The sequence below is a fragment of the Sphingomonas sp. AC435 genome, assembly GCF_979253005.1.
Genome location: NZ_CEEDCJ010000008.1, coordinates 94,968 through 116,510 on the forward strand (window position 1 = coordinate 94,968; position 21,543 = coordinate 116,510).

The 21,543-nt window shown below is 66.4% G+C and carries 14 protein-coding genes; all 14 read left to right on the forward strand.

Annotated elements, in window-relative coordinates; genetic code table 11:
- The first annotated feature begins 2 nt into the window (after positions 1-2).
- The gene (gene tssC, locus AC0CH8_RS14900; protein WP_465240571.1) at positions 3-1,505 is read left to right on the forward strand and encodes a type VI secretion system contractile sheath large subunit; all 1,503 of its coding nucleotides are present in this window, start codon (positions 3-5) and stop codon (positions 1,503-1,505) included.
- 23 nt (positions 1,506-1,528) lie between these two features.
- Positions 1,529-2,989, forward strand: a complete 1,461-nt coding sequence (gene tssC / locus AC0CH8_RS14905; RefSeq protein ID WP_465240572.1) for a type VI secretion system contractile sheath large subunit — start codon at positions 1,529-1,531, stop codon at positions 2,987-2,989.
- On the forward strand, positions 2,986-3,462 hold the full coding sequence (tssE, locus tag AC0CH8_RS14910; protein ID WP_465240573.1) for a type VI secretion system baseplate subunit TssE: 477 nt from the start codon (positions 2,986-2,988) through the stop codon (positions 3,460-3,462). The genes tssC (AC0CH8_RS14905) and tssE overlap by 4 nt, the downstream gene beginning before the upstream one ends.
- A 3-nt stretch (positions 3,463-3,465) precedes the next feature.
- Entirely contained in the window at positions 3,466-5,277 is a 1,812-nt protein-coding gene (gene tssF / locus AC0CH8_RS14915; protein WP_465240574.1) for a type VI secretion system baseplate subunit TssF, read from the forward strand.
- A complete protein-coding gene (tssG, locus tag AC0CH8_RS14920) occupies positions 5,274-6,347 on the forward strand; it encodes a type VI secretion system baseplate subunit TssG (RefSeq protein ID WP_465240575.1) in 1,074 nt (357 codons plus the stop codon). Before tssF ends, tssG begins: the two co-directional genes overlap by 4 nt.
- Before the next feature lie 230 nt (positions 6,348-6,577).
- Positions 6,578-9,214 (forward strand): type VI secretion system ATPase TssH, encoded by a 2,637-nt coding sequence (gene tssH / locus AC0CH8_RS14925; RefSeq protein ID WP_465240576.1) that lies wholly within the window; start codon positions 6,578-6,580, stop codon positions 9,212-9,214.
- A 79-nt stretch (positions 9,215-9,293) separates the two neighbouring features.
- On the forward strand, positions 9,294-9,764 hold the full coding sequence (locus tag AC0CH8_RS14930; protein WP_465240577.1) for an Hcp family type VI secretion system effector: 471 nt from the start codon (positions 9,294-9,296) through the stop codon (positions 9,762-9,764).
- Between the two features lie 54 nt (positions 9,765-9,818).
- Positions 9,819-11,735 carry a type VI secretion system Vgr family protein gene (locus AC0CH8_RS14935; RefSeq protein WP_465240578.1) on the forward strand — a complete coding sequence of 639 codons (1,917 nt, stop codon included), beginning with the start codon at positions 9,819-9,821 and terminating at the stop codon, positions 11,733-11,735.
- A complete protein-coding gene (locus tag AC0CH8_RS14940; RefSeq protein ID WP_465240579.1) occupies positions 11,735-12,367 on the forward strand; it encodes a DUF6931 family protein in 633 nt (210 codons plus the stop codon). The genes AC0CH8_RS14935 and AC0CH8_RS14940 overlap by 1 nt, the downstream gene beginning before the upstream one ends.
- Before the next feature lie 24 nt (positions 12,368-12,391).
- A complete protein-coding gene (gene tagH / locus AC0CH8_RS14945; protein WP_465240580.1) occupies positions 12,392-14,242 on the forward strand; it encodes a type VI secretion system-associated FHA domain protein TagH in 1,851 nt (616 codons plus the stop codon).
- A 37-nt stretch (positions 14,243-14,279) separates the two neighbouring features.
- On the forward strand, positions 14,280-15,623 hold the full coding sequence (tssK, locus tag AC0CH8_RS14950) for a type VI secretion system baseplate subunit TssK (protein ID WP_465240581.1): 1,344 nt from the start codon (positions 14,280-14,282) through the stop codon (positions 15,621-15,623).
- Between the two features lie 40 nt (positions 15,624-15,663).
- A complete protein-coding gene (gene icmH, locus AC0CH8_RS14955; RefSeq protein ID WP_465240582.1) occupies positions 15,664-17,178 on the forward strand; it encodes a type IVB secretion system protein IcmH/DotU in 1,515 nt (504 codons plus the stop codon).
- Between the two features lie 13 nt (positions 17,179-17,191).
- Complete coding sequence (gene tssM / locus AC0CH8_RS14960) at positions 17,192-20,629, forward strand: type VI secretion system membrane subunit TssM (RefSeq protein WP_465240583.1); 3,438 nt, start codon at positions 17,192-17,194, stop codon at positions 20,627-20,629.
- 126 nt (positions 20,630-20,755) lie between these two features.
- Positions 20,756-21,241 (forward strand): hypothetical protein, encoded by a 486-nt coding sequence (locus AC0CH8_RS14965; RefSeq protein ID WP_465240584.1) that lies wholly within the window; start codon positions 20,756-20,758, stop codon positions 21,239-21,241.
- Positions 21,242-21,543 lie beyond the last annotated feature (302 nt).

Consider the following 21,543-nt stretch of genomic DNA (forward strand, 5'->3'; position numbering starts at 1 on the left):
CGATGGCCGATACCGATACCCAGACACAGGGTGGCGCGCAGACGATCACGACCGAGGAGACGGGCCTGAGCCTGCTCGATCAGGCGATCAGCGTCACCAAGCAGACCGAGCCGAGCCGCGTCGAGGAACTGATGCGGACGCTGGCCAACGAAGCGATGAGCGGCACCGTCCAGTTCCAGAAGAACATGACGGTCACGCTGCGCGAGGCCATCGCGAAGATCGATGCCCAGATCTCCGAGCAGCTCGCCGCGATCATGCACGCCGAGAAGTTCAAGACGCTGGAGGGGAGCTGGCGCGGGCTCAACTACCTCGTCAAGAACAGCGAGATCGGCGAGGGCCTGAAGGTCCAGTTGCTGAACGTGACGAAGAAGGAACTGGCCGCAGACCTCGAAAAGGCGACGGATTTCGACCAGAGCAATTTCTACAAGAAGGTGTACGAGGAGCAGTTCGGCACGGCGGGCGGTGCGCCGTTCTCCACGCTGATCGGCGATTTCTACTTCAACAAGTCGTCGTCGGACGTCGAGTTGCTGACCAACATCTCGTCGGTCGCGGCGGCGGGTTTCTGCCCGTTCATCTCGGCGGCGGATGCCAACGTGTTCGGCATGGACAGCTTTACCGAGCTGGCCAATCCGATGGACATGAAGCAGCTGTTCGAGACGGCCGACTACATCAAGTGGAACAGCTTCCGGAACACCGAGGACGCGCGCTTCGTCACGCTGACGATGCCGAAGGTCCTGTCGCGCGTGCCCTATGGCAAGGACACCAAGGCGGTCGACGCGTTCGATTACGAGGAAGCGCCGCGCGATGCGAACGGCAACGCCAAGCCGATGCAGCATGACGATTATGCGTGGATGAACGCAGCCTACGCACTCGCCGCACGCCTGACCGACGCGCATGCCCAATATGGCTGGTGCACGGCGATTCGCGGTGCAGAGGGCGGCGGCAAGGTGACGAACCTGCCGACGCACGTCTTCCATTCGGACGACGGCGACCTCGATGCGAAGTGCCCGACGGAAATCGGCATCACCGATCGCCGCGAAAAGGAACTGTCCGACCTCGGCTTCCTGCCGCTCTGCCACTACAAGAACACCGATTTTTCCGTGTTCTTCGGTGCGCAGACGATGCAGAAGCCCAAGAAGTACGATCGGCCGGAGGCGACGGCGAACGCCGCCATTTCCGCGCGGCTGCCGTACATCATGGCGACCAGCCGTTTCGCCCATTATCTGAAGGTGATGGCGCGGGACAAGATCGGCTCCTTCATGGAGGCGAGCGATACCGAGCAGTGGCTGAACCGCTGGATCGGCCAATATGTCAACGCCTCGGAAGGGGCCGGTCAGGAGTCGCGGGCCAGGTATCCGCTGCGCGAGGCCAAGGTCGAGGTGAAGGAAGTGCCGGGCGCTCCGGGCAGCTACACCGCGGTCGCGCATCTGCGCCCGTGGTTGCAGTTCGAGGAGCTGACGACGTCGATGCGGCTCGTCGCCCGCATTCCGGGCAAGGCCGGCTGATCCGACCGGATCGGATCGGATCGATGGAACTGGACGGCCCTGGAGCCGAAGCCCTGCTCGACAGCATTGTCGAGCAGGGCGAGGTCGCGGATCGTCCGGTTCCACGGTCGCCCGATACCGACCGGGCGGAGCGATCCCGGCTAGATGTCGTACGCCGCCGTCAGGTCGGCCGGGCCGGTGCGGCGATCGCGGCCGTCGATCGGCTCCTGGGCGAGCAACTCGATGCGATCCTGCACCACCCGCGATTTCAGAAAATCGAAGCGCTTTGGCGCGGCACGCACTGGCTGGTCGAGGGAATGGCCGGCGACAGCGGCCTGAAGCTGCGCATCCTGGATGCTCGCTGGGCGGAAATCGCCCGCGACATGGAACGGGCGGTGGCGTTCGACCAGACCAGCCTGTTCGAGAAGATCTACAGCGGCGAATTCGGGACGCCGGGCGGCGAGCCGTTCGGCATGCTCGTCGTCGATCACGCGCTCTGGCATCGGCCATCGGGACGGGAGCGCGTCGACGATCTCGCCGCCGTGTCGAGTCTGGCCGAGGTAGCGGCGGCGGCGTTCTGTCCGATCATCCTGGGCGTCGATCCGCGTATGGTCGGGCTCGATGGATATGACGAGATCGACCTTCGGCAGGATCTCGCCGCCAGCCTGAACGGACCGGAACTGGCGCGATACGAGCGTCTGCGAGGAGAGAATGACTGCCGCTTCATCGGTGCGGTGGTGCCCCGCCTGCTGATGCGCCAACCTTATCGCGGGCGGTCGATGCCGCGGCTGGGCTTCGTCTATGACGAGGCGGTCGCCGGTCCCGCCGACCTGTTGTGGATCGGCGGCGGCTTCGGTCTGGCTCGCGTGGCGGCGCGCGCGATGCGCCAGCATCGCTGGCCGGCGGACGTACGCGGCGCGATCGCGGCGGACGAGGGCGGCGTCGTCGATGGCCCGGTCAAGCTGATGCTGCGGCCAGACCGGCCGGGCACCGTCGCCCGGTTCGCGACCGAGAACGCGATTTCGGAAGAACAGGAGGTCGCACTGAATGCCGCCGGGTTCATCTGTCTGCGCCAGTTGCACCTGACCGGATCGGTGGCGTTCCTCAATCTGCCGACGCTGCATCGTCCGCCGGAATACGACAACGAGGCGGCCCGGATGAACGCGAAGATGAGCGCGATGTTGAATTACATCATGTGCGTGTGTCGGTTCGCGCATTACGTGAAGGTGATCGCCCGCGACTGGGTCGGGAAATACGCGGATGCGCGCGAGTGTCAGCGGCTGCTGCAGACGTGGCTGTCCGCCTATGTCACGGGTAACGACGATGCGAGTCCGGAGATGCGGGTCCGCTATCCGCTGCGTCAGGCGAACGTCGTCGTGACCGAGGTGGTCGGCAAGCCCGGCACCTATGCCTGCGAGATCGCGATCCAGCCCCATTACCAACTCGATCAGATCGCGTCGGAGTTCCGGCTGGCGACGCAGATCGGGCGGGAGGTCGGGGCGTGACCGACACGACGCGGCCGCTGCTGTCGCTGTTCGATCGCCTGATGGACGATGCGCCCGACGAGACGATCGAGGAGCAGGACGACGACGATGCCGCCTTCCGCCGGGTGAAGCTGGGGATGCGACGCGATCTGGAGGGCTTGCTCAACGGCAAACGTCCCTATTCCAAATGGCTGGGCTCGCGACCGGGACTGGGGGACACGGTGCTGGGCTTCGGGCTCGCCGATCTCAGCACCGAAGACTTCAGCAGCGAAGCGGTGCGGGAGCGGCTGCGACGGATGATCGCGCAGGGCATCCGGACGCACGAGCCACGCCTGCGGCGCGTCGAAGTGGAGGTGGACGGTGCGCCGACATCGGCCGGGGTCCGCTTCAGGATCAGCGCGGTCATGGTCCTGGACATGATCGAAGAGGCGGTGGTCTACGATGCGCGACTACGGCCATCGGATCGCGCGATCGACGTCAATCTGGCACGATAGCGAATGATCGACGATCTCATCCCCTATTATCAGCGCGAACTGAACTTCCTGCGGAGTTCGGCGGGTGCTTTTGCGGATGCGTATCCCAAGATCGCGTCGCGACTGCGGCTGACGCGCGATGCGACCGAAGACCCCCATATCGGCCGGCTGATCGAGTCCGTGGCGTTCATGAACGCGCGACTGCGGCACAAGATCGACGACGAGTTTCCGGAACTGTCCGATGCCCTGCTGCTGACGCTGTATCCCCATCTAATCCAGCCGGTGCCGTCATTCTTCGTGTCGCGCCTGATGCCGGCACCGGCGCTGGACAAGCCGGTGGTCGTACCGGCGGGCACCGTGCTGACGACCGAACCCGTGACGGGCGAGCCCTGCCGCTATCGCACGTGTTGGGACACGACCTTGCTGCCGCTCAGGATCGAGGAGGCGGCGCTGGGCGGGTTGCCGCTGGACGCGCCGGCGCTGGGCGTGGCCCAGGCGAAGGGCGTCCTCCGGATCGCGCTGACGACCACGGTAGTCGACCTCGAAATGGCATCGCTCGGCCTCGATCGCGTCCGGCTGTTCATCAAGAGCGATGCGCGGCGGGCGCAGATCCTGATCGAGCAACTTGGGGTCAACCTGTTGGGCATCGGCGTCGGTACGGGCCCGACGGACCCGCGCGCGGTGCTGCTGCCGCCAGAGCGCCTGCGGATCATGGGCCTCGAGCGGGACGAACTGCTTCTGCCGCAGACGGAGGTCGCGGCGACCGCGTACGCCGTGGTGCAGGAGCATTTCGCGTTCCCGCAAAAGCATCTGTTCGTCGAGATCACCGGGCTGGCGGCTCGGACGCTCGACATCTCGGGTGGCCGGCTGGAGCTGTTCTTCTACCTCGACAAACCGGCGGCCGAGTTGGAGCGCGTGGTCAGGGCGGAGGATTTCGAGCTGTTCGCCGTGCCCGTGCTGAACCTGTTCGAGATGGAGTCGGAGCCGATCCAGATCGATCAGACGGAGATCGAATACCGGATCGTGCCCGATGCCAGGCGCGACGACGCGCTGGAGGTGCATTCGGTTCGCGAGGTGCGGTTGCAGGATGCGCAGGGCGAACAGGTCGATGCGCCGATGTTGCATTCGATTCACGGCGGCGGTGAGCGTGGACGTTTCTTCCACGCGACGGCGCGACGCGGAAGCTTCGCTCCCGGGGGCGGCGACGACGTCTTCCTGTCGATCGCCGACCTGGACGGGCGGATGATCGGCGACGACTCGACGGTCGCGCTGACGCGGGTGAGGGTGACCAACCGCGATCTGCCGATGCGCCTGCCGTTCGGTGGCGGCCGGCCGGGACTGGAGGTCGACGAGCAGGTTCCCGGACTCGTCGGCGCCACCGCCCTGACCAAGCCGACACCGACCCGACGACCCGCCCGGCGCCGCGCCGCGGTGTGGAAACTGGTCGGTCAAATGGCCCTCAACCATCTCAGCCTGTCCGGCGGCACGAAGGGCGCTCAGGCGCTGCGAGAGGTGCTGGCGCTATACGACATCGTCGATACGGCGGAGAGCGTACACCTTCGCGACCGACTGGTCGGCGTGACGTCGGAGCCGGGTGTCGCGCGGATGCGGTTGCGAGGACATAGCGCCGTCGCGGCGGGCGTGGATGTGACGCTGGAGATCGATGACGAGCGGTTGTCCGGGTCCGGCGCCTTCCTGCTCTGCGTCGTGATCGAGCACTTTCTGGCGACCGCCTGCGCACTCAACAGCTTTACGCGGACGTCCGCCAAGTTGCGGCGGGAGCCGGGGCTGTGGAAGACGTGGCGCGCGCGCGTCGGTACGCGCGACCTGACATGACCGCGTTGGCGCGTTTGCGATCGCGGGCAACGCGAACGTCGCTGGTTCAGGCGGCGCGTCTGATCGAGCAGGCAGCGCGGCGCGAAGGTCGTGGCGCGCCGCTCGGCGAGGACGCCGCGATCGAGGAGGAGCCGCTGCATTTCGTCGCGTCGGACCGCATGGGCCTCGTCGCGACGGAGTTGGCGGCGATCGACGACGATGGGCGGCAGCCGCGCGTAACGACAAACATCCTGGGTCTGGTCGGCGCGACGGCGGCGATGCCGCCGTTCTACAGCGAGATACAGCTTCAGCGACGGAGATTGCGCGATCGATCGGTGGCGGCGTTCCTGAACCTTTTCGACCACCGAGCCCTGTCGTTCTTCTACCGGATTGCGCGCAAGTACAACTGGTTGCTGGATCACGAGCGGGCGGGGCGCGGCGGCAGCGACGCGGCGACGGGTGCGATGCTGGCATTCGCCGGCCTCGCGACGCCGGCGATGCGCGATCGCCTGGCTCTCGACGATGTGGCGCTTGCGCCGCTTGCGCATCATCTGGGCGATCAACGCCGAAGCGCCGCATCGGTGGAGACGGTTTTGCGGCACCTGTTGAAACGCCCATTGCGCGTGATCCAGGCGGAGCCGGTCTGGATGGCGCTGCCCAAGGAAGAACAGTCACGGATCGGTGGGCCAGCGTTCGGCCGATTTACCCGGCTGGGCGGCGAACGGCTGGAAATTCCCGGTCATGACGGTGCCGACGATCACGTGCCGGATGCTGCGATGATCGGGGCCGCGGTCCTCGACGTGCAGCATCATTACGTCATCGAGGTCGGACCCGTCGGCCATGCCGAACTGATCGCGCTTTGCACGGACGACGCGACGATCACGCGCGTGCGCGAAGTGTGTCGATTGGCCGCGGGTATCGAGTACCGCCCGATCCTGCGGCTCGCCATCACCGCCAGCGAGGTGCCACCGCTACAACTGGGTGTGGCGCATGCCCCGGCGATCCTAGGTCGAACGGCATGGATGGCGTTGGATCCGTCCTCGACGGACATCCTCGTCGATTGCAACGTCCCGCTCGCGATCCGTGGTTGACTGCAATATCTCTGTTGTCGGCGCAAGGGCGCTGGAGTATTGATCGGCGATCGAGCATGCGGGGCCGGGCCGGGGGGAAATAGGCCGGGGATGATTCGAAAAGGTTAAGACCTGGGTATTCTTTCGATCGAGACGATCGAAGCGTAATGATTTCATGGGGAAAGCCGCAGGCGTAGAATCGCGCTTGCCGGGGGGGATGATCTACATTGGCTCAAGTCAATCTGAAAAGCTTGGTAGGCAAGCTCGATGAGGTTTGCCGCACGACGTTGGAAGGTGCCGCCGGCCTCGCGCTGTCGCGGACCAACTACAATGTCGAGGTGGAGCATTGGCTGCTTCGCCTCATCGATCGTCAGACATCCGATATCGCCGTCATCCTCAGCCACTTCGAAGTCGATGCAGGTCGGCTGACGCAGGATATCAATCGCCAGATCGACCGGTTCAAGACGGGTAACGGCCGCGCCCCGGCGCTGGCGCCGAACATCGTGACGCTGATTCGCGAGGCGTGGCTGATCGCGTCGCTGGAGCATGGCGCGGGGATCGTGCGGTCTGGCCATCTGCTGCTGGCGTTGCTGACATCGGACGATCTGTCGGCGATCCCGCGCGAGGCGAGCGGCCAGTTCGCGCGCATCCCGACCGAGACGTTGCGGACGACGATGGTGCAGATCGCTGCGTCCTCCGAAGAAGCGGCCAAGGCGGAAGCGGCGCAAACGGCGGCTGGCGGCGGCGGCGGTGCTCCGGCGGCGTCGGGCGGAGTCGCGCGCGGCCAGGAAGCGCTGAACAAATACACGATCGACCTGACGCAGCAGGCGCGCGACGGGAAGATCGATCCGATCTTCGGTCGCGATCCGGAGATCCGGCAGATCGTCGATATTCTGACACGGCGTCGCCAGAACAACCCGATCCTGACCGGCGAGGCCGGGGTCGGTAAGACTGCAGTCGTCGAGGGGTTCGCGTTGCGGATCATCCAGGGCGACGTACCTGAAGCGCTGAAGAACGTGCGGTTGCTGTCGCTCGACCTCGGGCTGTTGCAGGCGGGGGCGGGAATCAAGGGCGAGTTCGAGAACCGGCTGAAGTCGGTGATTGACGAGGTGAAGTCCTCGCAGACGCCGATCATCGTCTTCATCGACGAAGCGCACACGCTGATCGGTGCAGGCGGTGCGGAGGGGCAGAACGATGCGGCGAACCTGCTGAAGCCGGCGCTGGCACGCGGCGAGATGCGGACGATCGCGGCAACGACCTGGGCCGAGTACAAAAAGTATTTCGAGAAGGATCCGGCGCTGACCCGCCGTTTCCAGGTGGTGAAGGTCGAGGAACCGGCGGAGGCACTGGCGGTCGCGATGCTGCGCGGCCTCGTGCCGGTGCTGGAGAAGCATCACAAGGTTCGCATCCTCGGCGAGGCGCTGGAGGCGGCGTCGGGTCTGTCGCACCGCTACATCACCGGACGGCAGTTGCCGGACAAGGCGATCTCGCTGCTGGATACGGCGTGCGCGCGCGTCGGTATCAGCCAGGCGGCGACACCGCCGGCCGTCGAGGATCTGGAGCGGCAACTGGGGTTGCTCGCGTCCGAAGTGTCGATGCTGGAGCGCGAGGGGCGGTCGGGCGTCGATGTCGCCACGAAGCTGGCCGAGCGTGCCGAGAAGAAGGCGGCGCTAGAGGTTGAGCGCGACGAAACCGCCGCGCGCTGGATCGCAGAGCGCGATGCGGTGAAGGCGGTAGGCGACGCGCGCGTGGCGATCGACGGGCTGGCGGCGGATGCGCCGGACTATGCCGACAAGATCCAGCTGCTGCGCGATGCGCAGGCGAAGGTGCTGGAGGTGCAGGGCAAGGTGCCGATGGTGTACGACGTGGTCGACCGCGCCGTCGTCGCCGAAGTACTGGCCGGATGGACCGGTATTCCGGTCGGCAGCATGGTGGCGGACGAGATCAAGTCGCTGCTGACCGTGCCCGAGCAGTTGAAGAAGCGGATCAAGGGGCAGGATTACGCGCTGGAGATTATCGGCCAGACGGTGAAGACCGCGCGCGCCGGTCTGGCCGATCCGCGCAAGCCGCTGGGCGTATTCCTGTTCTGCGGGACGTCGGGCGTCGGCAAGACGGAGACGGCGCTGGCGCTGGCAGAACTGCTGTACGGCGGCGAGCAGAACGTCACGACGATCAACATGACCGAGTTCAAGGAGGAGCATAAAGTCTCCACGCTGGTCGGTGCCGCGCCCGGCTATGTCGGTTACGGCGAGGGCGGCGTGCTGACCGAGGCGGTCCGGCGCAAGCCCTATTCCGTGATCCTGCTGGACGAGATGGAGAAGGCGCATCCAGGCGTGCAGGACATCTTCTATCAGGTGTTCGACAAGGGCATGCTGCGCGATGGTCAGGGTCGTGACATCGACTTCAAGAACACGCTCATCATCATGACTTCGAACCTCGGCACCGAGACGATCGAGCGGCTGTGCCGCAATGCCGAGACGATGCCCGAGCCGGAAGCGCTGGCGGCGGAACTGCGGCCCGACCTGACGTCGTATTTCAAGCTGGCGTTCCTCGGCCGGACGACGGTGGTGCCCTACTTCCCGTTGCAGCCGAACATCCTGCGCGAAATCGTGGTCATCAGCCTGGAGCGGATCCGCAAGCGGGTGGTCGCAAACTACGGCGCTACGTTCGACTGGGACGACGCGTTCCTCGACAAGGTGGTGGCTCGCTGCACCGAGGTGGAGAGCGGCGCCCGTAATATCGAGAATATCCTGAAGCGCGGGCTGCTCGCCGATCTTGCCGATCGCGTGCTGACGCTGCGCGCAGACGGTGGCGAGGTCAACGCGATCCATATCGGCGCGAGTGCCGGTGGTGTTGGCGAACAGGATTATGTGATCGATCTCACCTGATCGGGTGAGCGCGAGACGGTGTGCGTGAAACGACCGGCGGCATGTCGCCGACCGGCAATCTCGAACCAAGGAGGATCAAATGGCGATCTATCTCGAACTGGAAGGCATCAAGGGCAGCGCGACGGACGCGGCATTCAAGGAGCAGATTGAATGCAACTCGTTTCAGTGGGGCGCTGGCCTCGCTGTGGACCGCGCCGGTAACGGCAACCGGACGGCTACGAAGGCGTCGATCTCCGAAATTTCGCTCTCCAAGGTGACCGACAAGTCGTCGGAACTGCTGTTCAAGAGCCTGCTCAAAGGTACGGTCGTGCAGAAGGGGCAGATCTCTTTCGCGGCGACCTCGGAAGGCGAGAGCGTTGCGTATCTGACCATCAAGCTGGAAGACGTCATCGTCTCCGGTTTCTCGGTGTCCAGTGGTGGGGACATGCCGCATGAGTCGCTGACGCTGAACATCGGCAAGTTCGATCAGTCGTTCAGCGATCGGGACGAGGACAACAAGGGTACGGCGACGCACCTGATCTACGATCTCGTCGCAGCCAAGTTGGGCTAAGCCCGTTGGAGCGGTGCGCCCCGGTGGCGCACCGCTTCTTTTCGCGGACTCACTATGGCAGATCATCTGCTCAATCTGCACGCGATGGCGGGCGTTGACCTCGCGTCGCTTTCGCTTTTGCGGTTCGAGGGTCGCGAGGCTTTCTCGGAGCCGTTCGACTATCGGCTGGAGTTGGTCTGTCGGGAGACGCCTGGGGACATCCGCCGTTGGATCGGTCAGTTGGCGGAGTGGGACATCACCACCGAGGACGATGCCGAACGCCGGTTCGCCGGACGCATCTTCGAAACGGATATCAGCAGTACCGACCACGGTCAGTTCCGGATCCACGTTCGCGTGCGTCCTGCCTATCATGCGACCGCCTATGCGCGCGCGACGCATTTCATTCAGGACAAGAGCGCACTCGAGATTTTCGACGCGATGGTGGCCGACGTTCCCGGTCTGGCAACCGACATCAGTCTTAGTCCGGCACCACCGAAGCAGACCTACGCTGTTCGTTACGACGAAACGGAGTTCGAGTTTCTCCAGCGCTTGCTGGCGCAGGACGGCATCTTCTACTTTTTTACCTATGCGGAAGCCGCCGGAGCGTACCATCACACGATGCATGTCGGTAACGCGGCGCGATCGTACCTGGACGTGCCCGACGGCGACGACATCCGGCTGACACCGGGTTCGGAGAGCAGCAAGCTGACATCCCTGGCTCACACTCACCGCGCCCGGCCGTCCAAGCACGACTTTCACGGCCTGGATGTACGCAAGGTCGATGCGCCGTTCGCCCATAGCGCGAGCGCGGTCGGCGACTGGGGCAGGGTGTATCCGCACAGTTACGAGGACCTGATCGGCGAGGCTGTCGCCGCGGGCGACGTCAACGGTCGCGGCGCGCGGCATGGGGAGGGCTACGCACAGGCAGCGGAGACGATCGTGGGCAGCGGGCGTGACCATTTGTTCTTCGCAGGTGGTCGGATCAAGGCAGAATGGCCCGACCGGCCATTGCCGGCCCGGATCGTACTGACCTCCGTCAGTCACAGCGCCTTCGATCCTTGGATGCTGGTGGGCGGTGGCGACGCGATCTACTCCAACAGCTTTACGGCCATGGACGCCAGCAAACCGTTCCGTCCGGCGCTGCCGCATGGACGTCGTCGCGCCGCCGGACCTGTGCTCGGTGTCGTCTCGAAGAAGGGTTCCGTCGAAGGGCAGGCGGTGGTCGACGATCTCAATCGCATTCCCGTCGCGGTGACGCATGGCCGCGAGTACGCCACGTTGTCCGACATCGTCTGGCTACCGGTTCAGCAGGCTTGGGCGAGCGGAACGCATGGCGCGCAATTCTTCCCGCGCATCGGTGCCCGCGTGGTGATCGATTTCCTGTACGGCGACCCCGATATGCCGTTCGTTTCAGGCACGCTCTACACGCCGTCCGCGAAATACCCGTTCGACCCGCAGAGCAAGGTCACGCAGACCGGCTGGCGATCGGTCACCGACAAGAACGGCGGCGTCACGCAGGAGTTGATGTTCGAGGATAAGCCGGGTGGCGAGGAGGTGTATCTGTACACCGGTCGCGATTACCGGCGGCTGGTCGACAACGATGAAACCGGAACGGTCAAGCGGGATCAGACCCTGACCGTCGAACGCGATCAGAAGGAAACGATTCAGCGCGACCAGACGATGAAGATCGAGAATGATCGCAAGATCGACGTCACCGGTATTCAGCAGACGACGGTCCAGAAGACCCAAACCGTCACCGTCACCCAGAAGAGCCTGCATGAGTCGCTGAAGGAGATCGAACTCGTCGTCGGTACCAGCAGCATCAAGCTGGCACCGGATGGCATCACCATCAAGGCGGCTAAGATCACCGTCGAGGCGGAGGGTGTGCTGACGGCATCGGCTGGCGGACAGGCTACGCTGAAGGCGGCGATCACCGAACTGTCCGCGTCGGGAATGATGACCGTGAAGGGCAGCATCGTGATGATCAACTGATGGGCGACGGCGACATTGGCCGGTCGGCCGTCCCGACGACGTTGCCGCTGCGGTTCCAGCGCATGGAATTGCAGGAACATGGCGGCCTGTCCGATCGTGGGCTCGACGCACTGGCGACGACGACGGGACCGGAAGCGTTGCTCGCGACGTTGACGGCGCTGCCGGATCAGGCCAATGCCGCAGCCGCACTGGCGCTGATGCTGCCGCGTCGGCAATCCGTCTGGTGGGCATGCCTGGCAGTCCGCCTGATCCCCGGTATGGCAGATCGGGCTGCCGAGCGGGTCGCGCTCGAAACCGCCGAAGCCTGGGTGCAGACGACGGCCGATGAGGCGGCGGAGCGTGCCTTCACCGCAGCGGAGTTCTGCGCGGTGGCGGCGCCCGCGCGGTGGGCGGCGATGGCGGCACACTGGTCCGGGCCGTCGATCGCACCACGCGGACAGCAGCCGGTGCCGCCGGCCGCACACCTGACGGGGATCGCGACGCGTACGGCGTTGCTGTTCACGGTGCACGACCCGGCGCTACGCGGTAGGGTGAGCTATGCCGATCTGGTTGCCATCGGGGTCGCGCTGATGCACGGCGATGTCGGCCGCAAGGCGCAGGCGGCGGTGCTCGACCGCCTCGCCGGCAGCTAACTACGGGACGAACCGCGCGACCTCATGTGGACCTTGCTGCTCTCCCGCCAGGCGGACCCACCCGGCACCTTCATCGACCGACGCCAGCTCGATAGCGGCGAAATCCGGATCGGCCGCGACGCGCTGAAGTGTGATTGGGTGCTGGCCGACCAGTCGGGCCACATCTCGCGCGCGCACTGCACCGTCTCCGTGATCGGCCTCGACCTGTTCGTGGTGGACACCAGCACCAATGGCGTGAACCTGAATCGCCTCGGCCAGCGGATCGCGCCGCAGATGCCGGTGGCCGTGCGCGTCAACGATCGGCTGTTGCTGGGCGATTACGCGATCGAGATCACGACCGAGGCCGCTGGACTGGCCGCGAACCTCCAGCAACAGTTCGCGGCGGCCGCGCCGCCGCCGCCCCCGGCATTCAGTCAGCCCGACAGCTGGTTCGATGGCGGCGGCACCGATCCATGGGGGGCGGGAGCGCCGGCTGCCGAGGTGCACGAGTTCCTGGGCAGCGCGATGCACGACTTCCTCGCGCCGCCACGGGGGTCGCAAGCGGTGGCAGCGGCGGACCCCTGGGGCGGGCCGCTATCCGATGCGTTCAGCCGGCCGATGTTGGCGTCAGCACCCGTACCCGCGGCCAGCGACTTCGCGATCCCGGAGGATTGGGCTGCGCCACTCGCTGCTGCGCCCGCGCGCGCGGACGATCCGTTCGCCGGTATGGAGGCTTTTGCGCCGGTCAGAGGCGACCCCTTCGCCGCAGCGGACCCGTTTGCGGCTTCACCCCCTTCGCATTCGGCCGGTCGCCCGCCGAGCGCGGATGTTTTTGCGCCGTCACCTTTACCTGCGGCCGATCCGTTAGCGATGCCCCCGATGCAAACGTCGCCGGGCAACCGTATTGCAGACCCCTTTGCGCCCCGCGCCAACAGCGATCCGTTCGCCGGGTTCGATTCACAGGTCGATCCGGTCGCCCGCACGCCGGACCCGTTCGCGATCCCGGAGCGAGCGGCAGGCGATCCGTTCGGCGATTCCGGCGCAACGGCCGATCCGTTTGCCAGCACACCGGGCAAGCTAGCGGCGCCCGCAGCAGCAGCCATCGATCCGTTCCACGGCTTTGGGGCAGACGTCGATCCGTTCGCGAGCGCGTCGGGTGAGCCAGCAGCGATCGAACCGGCAGCCGCCGACCTGTTCGCCTTGCCGCCGGCTCGCGCGCCGTCCACGACATCGGACCCCTTCGCTTCCGCGTCGCCGGCAGTAACGTCGGCAGGGTCGGCACAGATCGACTCCTCCACGAGGTCTCCGGCGGCTGCACCGGACGGCGAGGGCTGGGCAGCGTTCTGCGCTGGCGCGGGGCTCGATCCGGCCGAACTGCGGACGACGCCCGATGCGATGCATCGTCTGGGCGTACTCTACAAACAGGTGGTGCTCGGCTTGTCCGATCTGATTCAGGATCGTGCGGCGTTCAAGAACGAGTTCCGGGTCGAGCGCACGCAGCTTGGGCTAGGCCGTAACAATCCGCTCAAACATCTGCCAGCACTCGATTCCGCCAAGTTGCTGCTGGGTGATCCGCTGCCCGGCTTCATGGGTGCCGAAGAGTCGGTGCGGTCGGCGTTCGAGGATGTAAAGAAGCACCAACTGGCGATGCTGGCCGGTGTACAACACGCATTGCGTGCTGTTTTCGAACGACTTTCGCCTGACGAGATCCAGCGCGTGATGGAAAAGGCGGTCGGAGAGAAGAAGGGCCTGCGGATCGGTCGTGGCGTTAATCCGTGGACGGTGTATCAGGCAGTCTTCGACGCGTTGCGCAAAGATGCCACTTCCAACGTCAACAGCATCATGAGCGTCGCGTTTCGCGAGGGGTACGAGGCGTTTCTGAACGGCGCCGGGTAAGAATACGACGAAGCGAAAACCTGTGGGGGGTGGTGGAGTGAGCTGGGAGAACAAGCCGGTCTGGTCGGAAGGCATGTTCCTGCGTCCGCAGCATTTCCAGCAATTCGAGCGATTTACATCGGCACAGCTGGAGGCGAGGGTCGCGCCGCTCGTGTCACACGCATGGGGGCTGGCCTCGCTGCGGATCGACGACGGCCTGCTGAAGACGGGCAAGATCGCGCTGGCACGCGCGACGGGTGTCTTCGATGACGGCACGCCGTTCCATGTTCCGGACGGCGCGGCGGCACCGATGCCGCTGGAGGTGTCCCGGGACCTGCGCGACACCAACGTTCACCTCTGTATCCCGCTGTCGCGGCCCGGCACCGCCGATGTCGCGCTCGACCCTTCCGCCCGTGCGGAGACGCGCTTCATGGCCGAGGAGTTCGAGGCTGCCGATGCCGTCTATGGTGCGCCGACGCGTGTGGCGCTGAACGTTGGCCGGCTGCAACTGACGTTGCGGCATGAAGGGGAGGGATTGGGCGGTTATGCCACGATCCCGATCGCGCGCATCGTCGAGCGGCGATCGGACGACTCTGTGGTGCTCGACGATGGGTTCATCCCGACGGTGCTCGCGACCGGTGCCAGCCCGACGCTGAGCGGCTTCCTGTCCGAGCTGGAGGGAATGCTCCACCAGCGCGGCGAGGCGATCGCGGGGCGACTGGGGACGCCGGGGTCGAAGGGCGTCGCCGACATCACCGATTTCATGATGCTGATCGCGGTCAATCGCGGCGAGGCGATGGTAAAGCATCTGGCGGCGCTGCCCAGCGTACACCCGGCCGATTTCTACGGCGCGCTGTGCGTCTTGGCGGCGGAGATCGCGACGATGACGGCGGCTGGCAACCGGCCTAATTTCATGCCGCTCTACCAGCATCGCGATTTGCGCGTGTGCTTCGATGCGGTGATGGCCGACCTCCGCCGCTCGCTGTCAGCGGTGTTCGAGCAGAGCGCGGTCGCGATCCCGCTGGAACTGCGCCAGTACGGCATCCGCGTCGGCCAGATCACCGACCGCTCGCTATTTTCGGGGGCCAGCTTCATTCTGGCGGCGAGGGGTGCGGTCGACACGGAGACGCTGCGTGCGAACCTGCCACGCCGCGCCAAGCTGGGGTCGGTGGAGCATATCCGCGATCTGGTGATGCGGCAGCTGCCGGGGGCGGACATCCACCCGATGCCGGCCGAGCCGCGCCAGATCCCGTTCCGCGCGAACACCGTCTATTTCGCGATCAATACCCGCCACGAGCAATGGCAGTCGGTCGCCACATCGGGCGCGGTGGCGCTGCACGTCGCGGGCGAGATCCCCGATCTCGATCTGGAAATGTGGGCGATCCGGGGAAGCCAGTCATGATCCAGACTGCCGCTAGTCAAGTCCAGACCGGGAGGCCGCGATGAGCGACAAGCGCAACGATCCGCCGCCGACGGAGCGGACGATCATCCGGCCGGCGGGTGGTGGCACCGCCCCGAACCCGGCGTCGCCCTATCCAGGCCAGCCTGCTGCGGCTCAGCCCTTTCCGGGGGCCTCGGCCGCACCGCCGTCGGGCGGAGGGCCGCCGCAGGACCGCACGGTCATGATGCCGGCGGGCGCGGTGCCGCCGCCATCGCAAGCCACGCCCCCGTCCGCCTACGCGCCACCTCCCTACACACCGTCATCATCGTCGTCGTCGCCTGCGTCGCCCTCTTCCGTCGGCGCCCCGGCACGGCTGGACTTCGCGGAAGCCGAGCCGGACCTGTATGGACCCGAACCGCTGGTCGCGGCGGCCGGTCGCCTGATCCACCTCGCCAGCCAGTTGCGGCAGATGCCGGTCGGCCCCGATTTGGGCGCGCTCCGCCAATTGGTGATCCGCGAACTGGACGCGTTCGGAAAACGTGCGCAGGCGCTGGGCCTCGATCCCAAGACCGCGCAGCTGGCGCATTACATCCTGTGCGCGTTCATGGACGATGCGGTGATGTCGACCCCGTGGGGCGCAAACAGCCCCTGGTCGCAACACAGCCTGCTGGCCGCCTATCACAACGACGTGCAGGGCGGCGATCGGCTGTTCCAGTTCGCCGAGCGCATGGAAGCGGACCCGCGGCGCGAACCGCGGCTGATGGAATTGCTGTACCAGTGCCTGTCGCTGGGATTCGAGGGGCGCGCGGCGCTCGATCCGCGGGGGCAGTCGCTGTTGCAGCAACGTCGCCAACGGCTGGCGGCGGCGATCGGCGGTATGCGCGACCGGCCACCGGCCGACCTGTCGCCGCAATGGCGCGGGGCGACGGCCGCAACCGGCGCCTATCACCAGCGGGTTCCGCTCTGGGCGATCGCGGCCGGGATTGGCGTCGTGGCGCTGCTGATCTTCTCGGCGCTGCTGTTCCGCCTGTCGAGCGAGAGCGCAGCGGCGGTGACCGCACTGGATCAGGCGGTCGGCTCCGCGCAGATCGTCGCGCCGGCCGCTCCACCGCCCGAAACGGCCACACCGACGTTCGAAAAGATCCAGTCGATCCTGCGTCCCGATGTGGAGGCCGATCGCCTGGCGGTGCTGCGCGAGGGCAACGACATCGTGCTGCGCCTCAACAATCAGGGGTTGTTCGAAAGCGCACAGGCAGAGCCGTCGGGCGCGTGGAGCGATACGTTCGGTCGGCTGGCACAGGCGGCAAACCTGACCAAGGGGCCGTTGAAGATCGCCGGCCATACCGACGATCAGCAGATCCGGTCGCTGGCGTTCCCGTCCAACCTCGAACTGTCGGAGGCGCGGGCGCGGGCGGTGGGTCAGGCGATCGCACGCGCCGGGCTGGGCGATGCCAGCCGGATCGCCAGCACGGGTCTTGCCGATGCGCAGCCGCTGGCGAGCAACACGACGCCCGATGGGCGGCGGCAGAACCGGCGCGTGGAAATCCGCGTCGCCAACGACGTAGCGTGGAACTAGAGGGGTGGGGGGCGTGAAGTCACTGTTCGCGAACCGCTGGTTCTGGCGCGCCGTCGGGGCGATCTTCGCCGGGCTGCTGCTGTTCTTCGTGGGGCCGCTGGTCGCAATCGGTGGCTGGCGCCCGCTCGGTCATACGTGGGTGGCGCTGGTCGTTGCGCTGCTGCCGATCGTCGGCGTCGGACTCTACTGGTGGTGGCAGAGGCGCAAGGCGGCAAAGGCGAACGCCGCGCTGGTCGACGCGCTGGCCGCCCCGAAAGCGGATCGTGCCGCGCTCGACGCGAAGCTGGGCGAGGCGCTGACGATGCTGCGCAGCACCAAGGTCGGGCGGCGCGGATCGTATGTCTATCAACTGCCGTGGTACGCGATCATCGGTCCGTCCGGCGCGGGCAAGACGACGGCGTTGCTCAATTCCGGGCTCGGTTTTCCGACGGCGGTCGCGGGCGAGTACCGGGCGCTGCGGGGACAGCCGAACACGCCCGATTGCGATTGGTGGTTCACCGACGAGGCGGTGTTGATCGATACCGCCGGCCGCTACGTGACGCAGGACATCGATGCGGCGCGCGATGCGGAGGGGTGGAAGGGTTTCCTCGACCTGCTGAAGACTCATCGCCCGCTCCAGCCGCTGAACGGTGTGCTGGTGGCGATCCCCGCGCCCGATTTCGCCGACGCGCGCAAGATGGCGGATCACGCGCAGCATGTCCGCGCGCGGCTGGCCGAAATCCAGCAGACGCTGGGCCAGACGCTGCCGATCTATCTGCTGGTCACCAAGGCCGATCTGCTTGCCGGGTTTCGTGAGTATTTCGCCCGCGCAACCGATGCGGAGTCGGATCAGGTGTTCGGGTCGACCGCGCCGGGCGACGGTAGCGACAGTGCCGCCGTGCTCGCCGGTTTCGACGCGCTGGTCGCCAGCGTTTCGGAGCGGGTGGTCGATCGCATGCAGAACGAGGGGCAATTGCCCCTGCGCGGCCAGATCGCGACTTTTCCGTCGCAGCTTGCGTCGCTCCGCAAGCCGATTGCCGATCTGCTCGCGGCCCTCTGCCAGACCTCGCGGTTCGATACGGCGGCGCGAATACGCGGCGTGTATCTGACCTCCGGCAACCAGACCGGGAATCCGGTCGACCGCATCCTGTTGAACATGGGCGTCGCGGCGATGGCGCCGGCGCACGGCGTCGGCAGCGGGCGCAGCTACTTTCTCAAGCGGCTGTTCTCCGACCTCGTCTTCCCGGAAGCGGGGCTCGCCAATCGCAACGCGGGCGCGGAGAAGCGGCAGCGGCAGGTGTATGTCGGCGGCGCGGTCGCGACGGCGGTGGCGCTGGTGCTGGCGATCGGGTTTTGGACATGGGGCTATGTTCGCAACAAGGCGCTGATCGGCACGGTCTATGCCACCGCCGCGGCGTATTCGAATTCCGCCGGCACGTCGCGCGGGGGCACCTCGACGCCCGATCAGGACCTTGCCGCACTGGGCGTGCTGGCAAAGGCGCGGGGCGAGATGGACGCCGCCAGCGACTTCGGTCTGGGGCTGGGGCAGGGCGGTCGGCTGGAGGGCGAGATCGGCGCGATCTACGGCCGCGACCTGCAACGGCGTATGACGCCGATGCTCGCGCGGCTGGCGGAGGACCGGATCGATGCCGATCGGGCTGCGCCAGCGGCGCTCTACGACGATCTGAAATCCTACCTCGTGCTGGGTGGGCGCGGTCCGAAGGCTGAGGAAGCGCTGCTGGCGTGGGTGCAGCCGGCCTGGGCGGCGCGGTCGCAGGACCCCGATGCGCAGGTGCAGGCGGGCGAGGTCGCGCGCCACACGCGCGCGCTGCTCGACGGGGCGTTCGTGCCCGTGTCGCTGGACACGGCACGGGTGGACGCGGCGCGGTCGATCCTGCGCTCGCAACCCGCGTCCGTGCGCGTCTATGGCCGACTGAAGAGCGTCGCGCTGGCGGACGGGGAGACATGGACCGCGCGCGAGAATGCCGGTCCGCAGCCGGAGGTGTTCTTCGCCCCCGCCGGTGCGTTCGCGCCGGGGGCGGGCATCCCGCAACTGTTCACGCGCACCGGATACGACAAGGTGTTCGTGCCGATGCTGTCGAGCGGACCTAAGCTACTCGACGAGGAGCGCTGGGTGGTCGGCGATACCGGCGCGCGGGCGGGGATGACTCCGGAGGAGATGAGCACGCTGAAGCAGGATTTGCAGCGGCTGTATTTCGACGAGTTCCTGACCCGGTGGCGCGACTATATGGCGGGTATGCAGCCACGGCCGGTGTCTTCGCTGGCGGAGAACATCCAGCGGCTGCGCGATGCCGCCGGGCCGCTGTCACCGATCGCGCCGCTCATGCGGGCGATCGTTGTGGCGACCGACCTCACCACCGGCAAGGGTGCGGCGGTGCCGAAGATGAAGATGCCGAAGCTGCCCGGCGGCCAGTTCGGCAAGATGGCTGGCACGGCGGCGAGCAACGCGCTGGCCGGCGGTGGCGCGAGCGACGATCCACGCGATGCAGTGGTGCGCGCGTTCGAGCCCTTGCGCCTGTTCGTCGGCAAGCCCGGCGCGCCGGGTCCGCTGGATGCGACACTGGCGAGCATGGGACAGCTGGCGGACAAGCTGAACATGGTCGCGGTGTTGCCCGGTGGCGGCGGCGAGACCGGGTCGGCCGCCAGCCTGGAGGTGAAGGCACTGGTCGCGCAGCTCGACCAAAGCGGCGCGAACATGCCCGCACCCGCCGGTTTGCTGGTGAAGGCGGTGGCGGGCGACGCCAACGTCGCGCTGGGCGGTGCGCGCAAGAGCCAGATGGGCGCGGCGCTGAGCGGCAACTTCGGGGAGGATTGCCGCAACGTGCTCGGCCGCTCGTTTCCGCTGCTCGCGGCATCGGCCAACGACATCTCGCTGAAGCAGTTCGGCCATTTCTTCGCGCCGCAGGGTGCGTTCGCCAAGTTCGTGACGCAGGAACTGGCGGGTTATGTCGACATGACGAAGCCCGAATGGGTGTTGCTGCCCAATGCCAGCGAGATCGGCATGACGGAGACCGGGCTGCAATCCTTCCAGGCGGCGCAGAAGGTCACGCGCGCGTTCTTCGCCGCGGACCCGAACGCGCCACGGCTCGTGTACCAGATCGAACCGGTGGCGCTATCGGGCGCGAAATCGGTGACGTTGAAGGCGGACGGGCAGTCGCTGACCTATGACGGCAAGTCCGGCGTACCGGCGACATTCGACTGGCCGGGCGCGGGTGGTGCCTCCGTCGAGTTCGCAATCGACGGCGCGGCGCCGGCGGTGAAAAGCTGGGTCGGTGTCTGGGGTGCGTTCCGCATGATGAAGGAGGCTGCTGTCAAAGCCGCCGGCTCGCCGCTGGCGGGCGCGGGCAGCCTGACCCAGGGCGGTGCGCGCTTCGACTTCCGAGTGCGGACGTTCGGGGGGAGCAATCCGTTCGTGGTGGACCCGTTCGTCAAGGTGTCCTGCCCGGTCTGACCACGCGCGTCCGGGCGATGGGCCCGGCCTTTCTGGAGAGGTTTTATGATCGACGTCATTTCGGCAATGCCGCCGACCGAGGTCATCGCGAGCAAGCTGGTCGCGTGCGGGCTCGATCGCGCTGCGGTGTCGGTGACGTGGGAAGCTGAGTCGGAGAGTGCGCTGATCGTCATTCGGCGTGACGCTCCGGTGTCGGCCGGGCAGTTTTCCTGCATTCACGACGCCGCTGGCGTCGAGTTCGTGGCCTTCGATGACAAGGCTGTGGGTTCGGCTTACGACGCCTATGTCGATGATCTCGCGCGACCACGCATGCTTGCCGAAGCGACGGCCGCCGTCACGAAGCTGGGATTGATCGAGGCATTTCCGAAGCGTGCGGATTACCGGGATCTGCGCGACTATGGCCGAGAGCTGGAGCGGCATTGTGGCCTCAAGCCGGGCAGCGCGCTGCGGGTCGCGGGCCAGACACTGGCGTTCGATCCTTCGCGTAAGTCCGACGGTATGGCTTTCGCGACGCGGTACGAGAAGCTTTTCGCAGCGATCATGTATGCCACCGCGACCGGCGATCTTATCGGCATCGATCTTATCGGCAACGACATCGCTGGGCCGCGGTAGCCCGGACTGCCGTTCACAGGCGGCGCGCGTCTCCGACTTTGCGTCGCATCCCTGAGCCCCGTCAATCGGGACGTGTTTCAAGGTATACAATAGGCGCGCTTCGCCCGTGGGTTCTCTTATTGTCAAGGCAGGCGCCCAGGCATGCATCTGCTCCGGCGAAGGCGAGAGCCCGATACTGGGTTCCCGCCTCCGCAGGGACACACGACAGGCAAAGGTCTGAAGCGAGTTAGGCACGAACAGGTGCGGGTGACGGATGCGTCCGGGACGATGGTGCTGCTCCGCCCCGACTGTCGTGGCAAGTA

Bases quoted from the DNA above. Each gene is read 5' to 3' on its own strand.
- AC0CH8_RS14930 (WP_465240577.1), top strand. From the start codon at position 9,294: ATGGCGATCTATCTCGAACTGGAAGGCATCAAGGGCAGCGCGACGGAC.
- AC0CH8_RS14935 (WP_465240578.1), top strand. From the start codon at position 9,819: ATGGCAGATCATCTGCTCAATCTGCACGCGATGGCGGGCGTTGACCTC.
- tssG (WP_465240575.1), top strand. From the start codon at position 5,274: ATGACCGCGTTGGCGCGTTTGCGATCGCGGGCAACGCGAACGTCGCTG.
- AC0CH8_RS14940 (WP_465240579.1), top strand. From the start codon at position 11,735: ATGGGCGACGGCGACATTGGCCGGTCGGCCGTCCCGACGACGTTGCCG.
- tagH (WP_465240580.1), top strand. From the start codon at position 12,392: ATGTGGACCTTGCTGCTCTCCCGCCAGGCGGACCCACCCGGCACCTTC.
- tssC (WP_465240572.1), top strand. From the start codon at position 1,529: ATGGAACTGGACGGCCCTGGAGCCGAAGCCCTGCTCGACAGCATTGTC.
- icmH (WP_465240582.1), top strand. From the start codon at position 15,664: ATGAGCGACAAGCGCAACGATCCGCCGCCGACGGAGCGGACGATCATC.
- tssC (WP_465240571.1), top strand. From the start codon at position 3: ATGGCCGATACCGATACCCAGACACAGGGTGGCGCGCAGACGATCACG.
- tssF (WP_465240574.1), top strand. From the start codon at position 3,466: ATGATCGACGATCTCATCCCCTATTATCAGCGCGAACTGAACTTCCTG.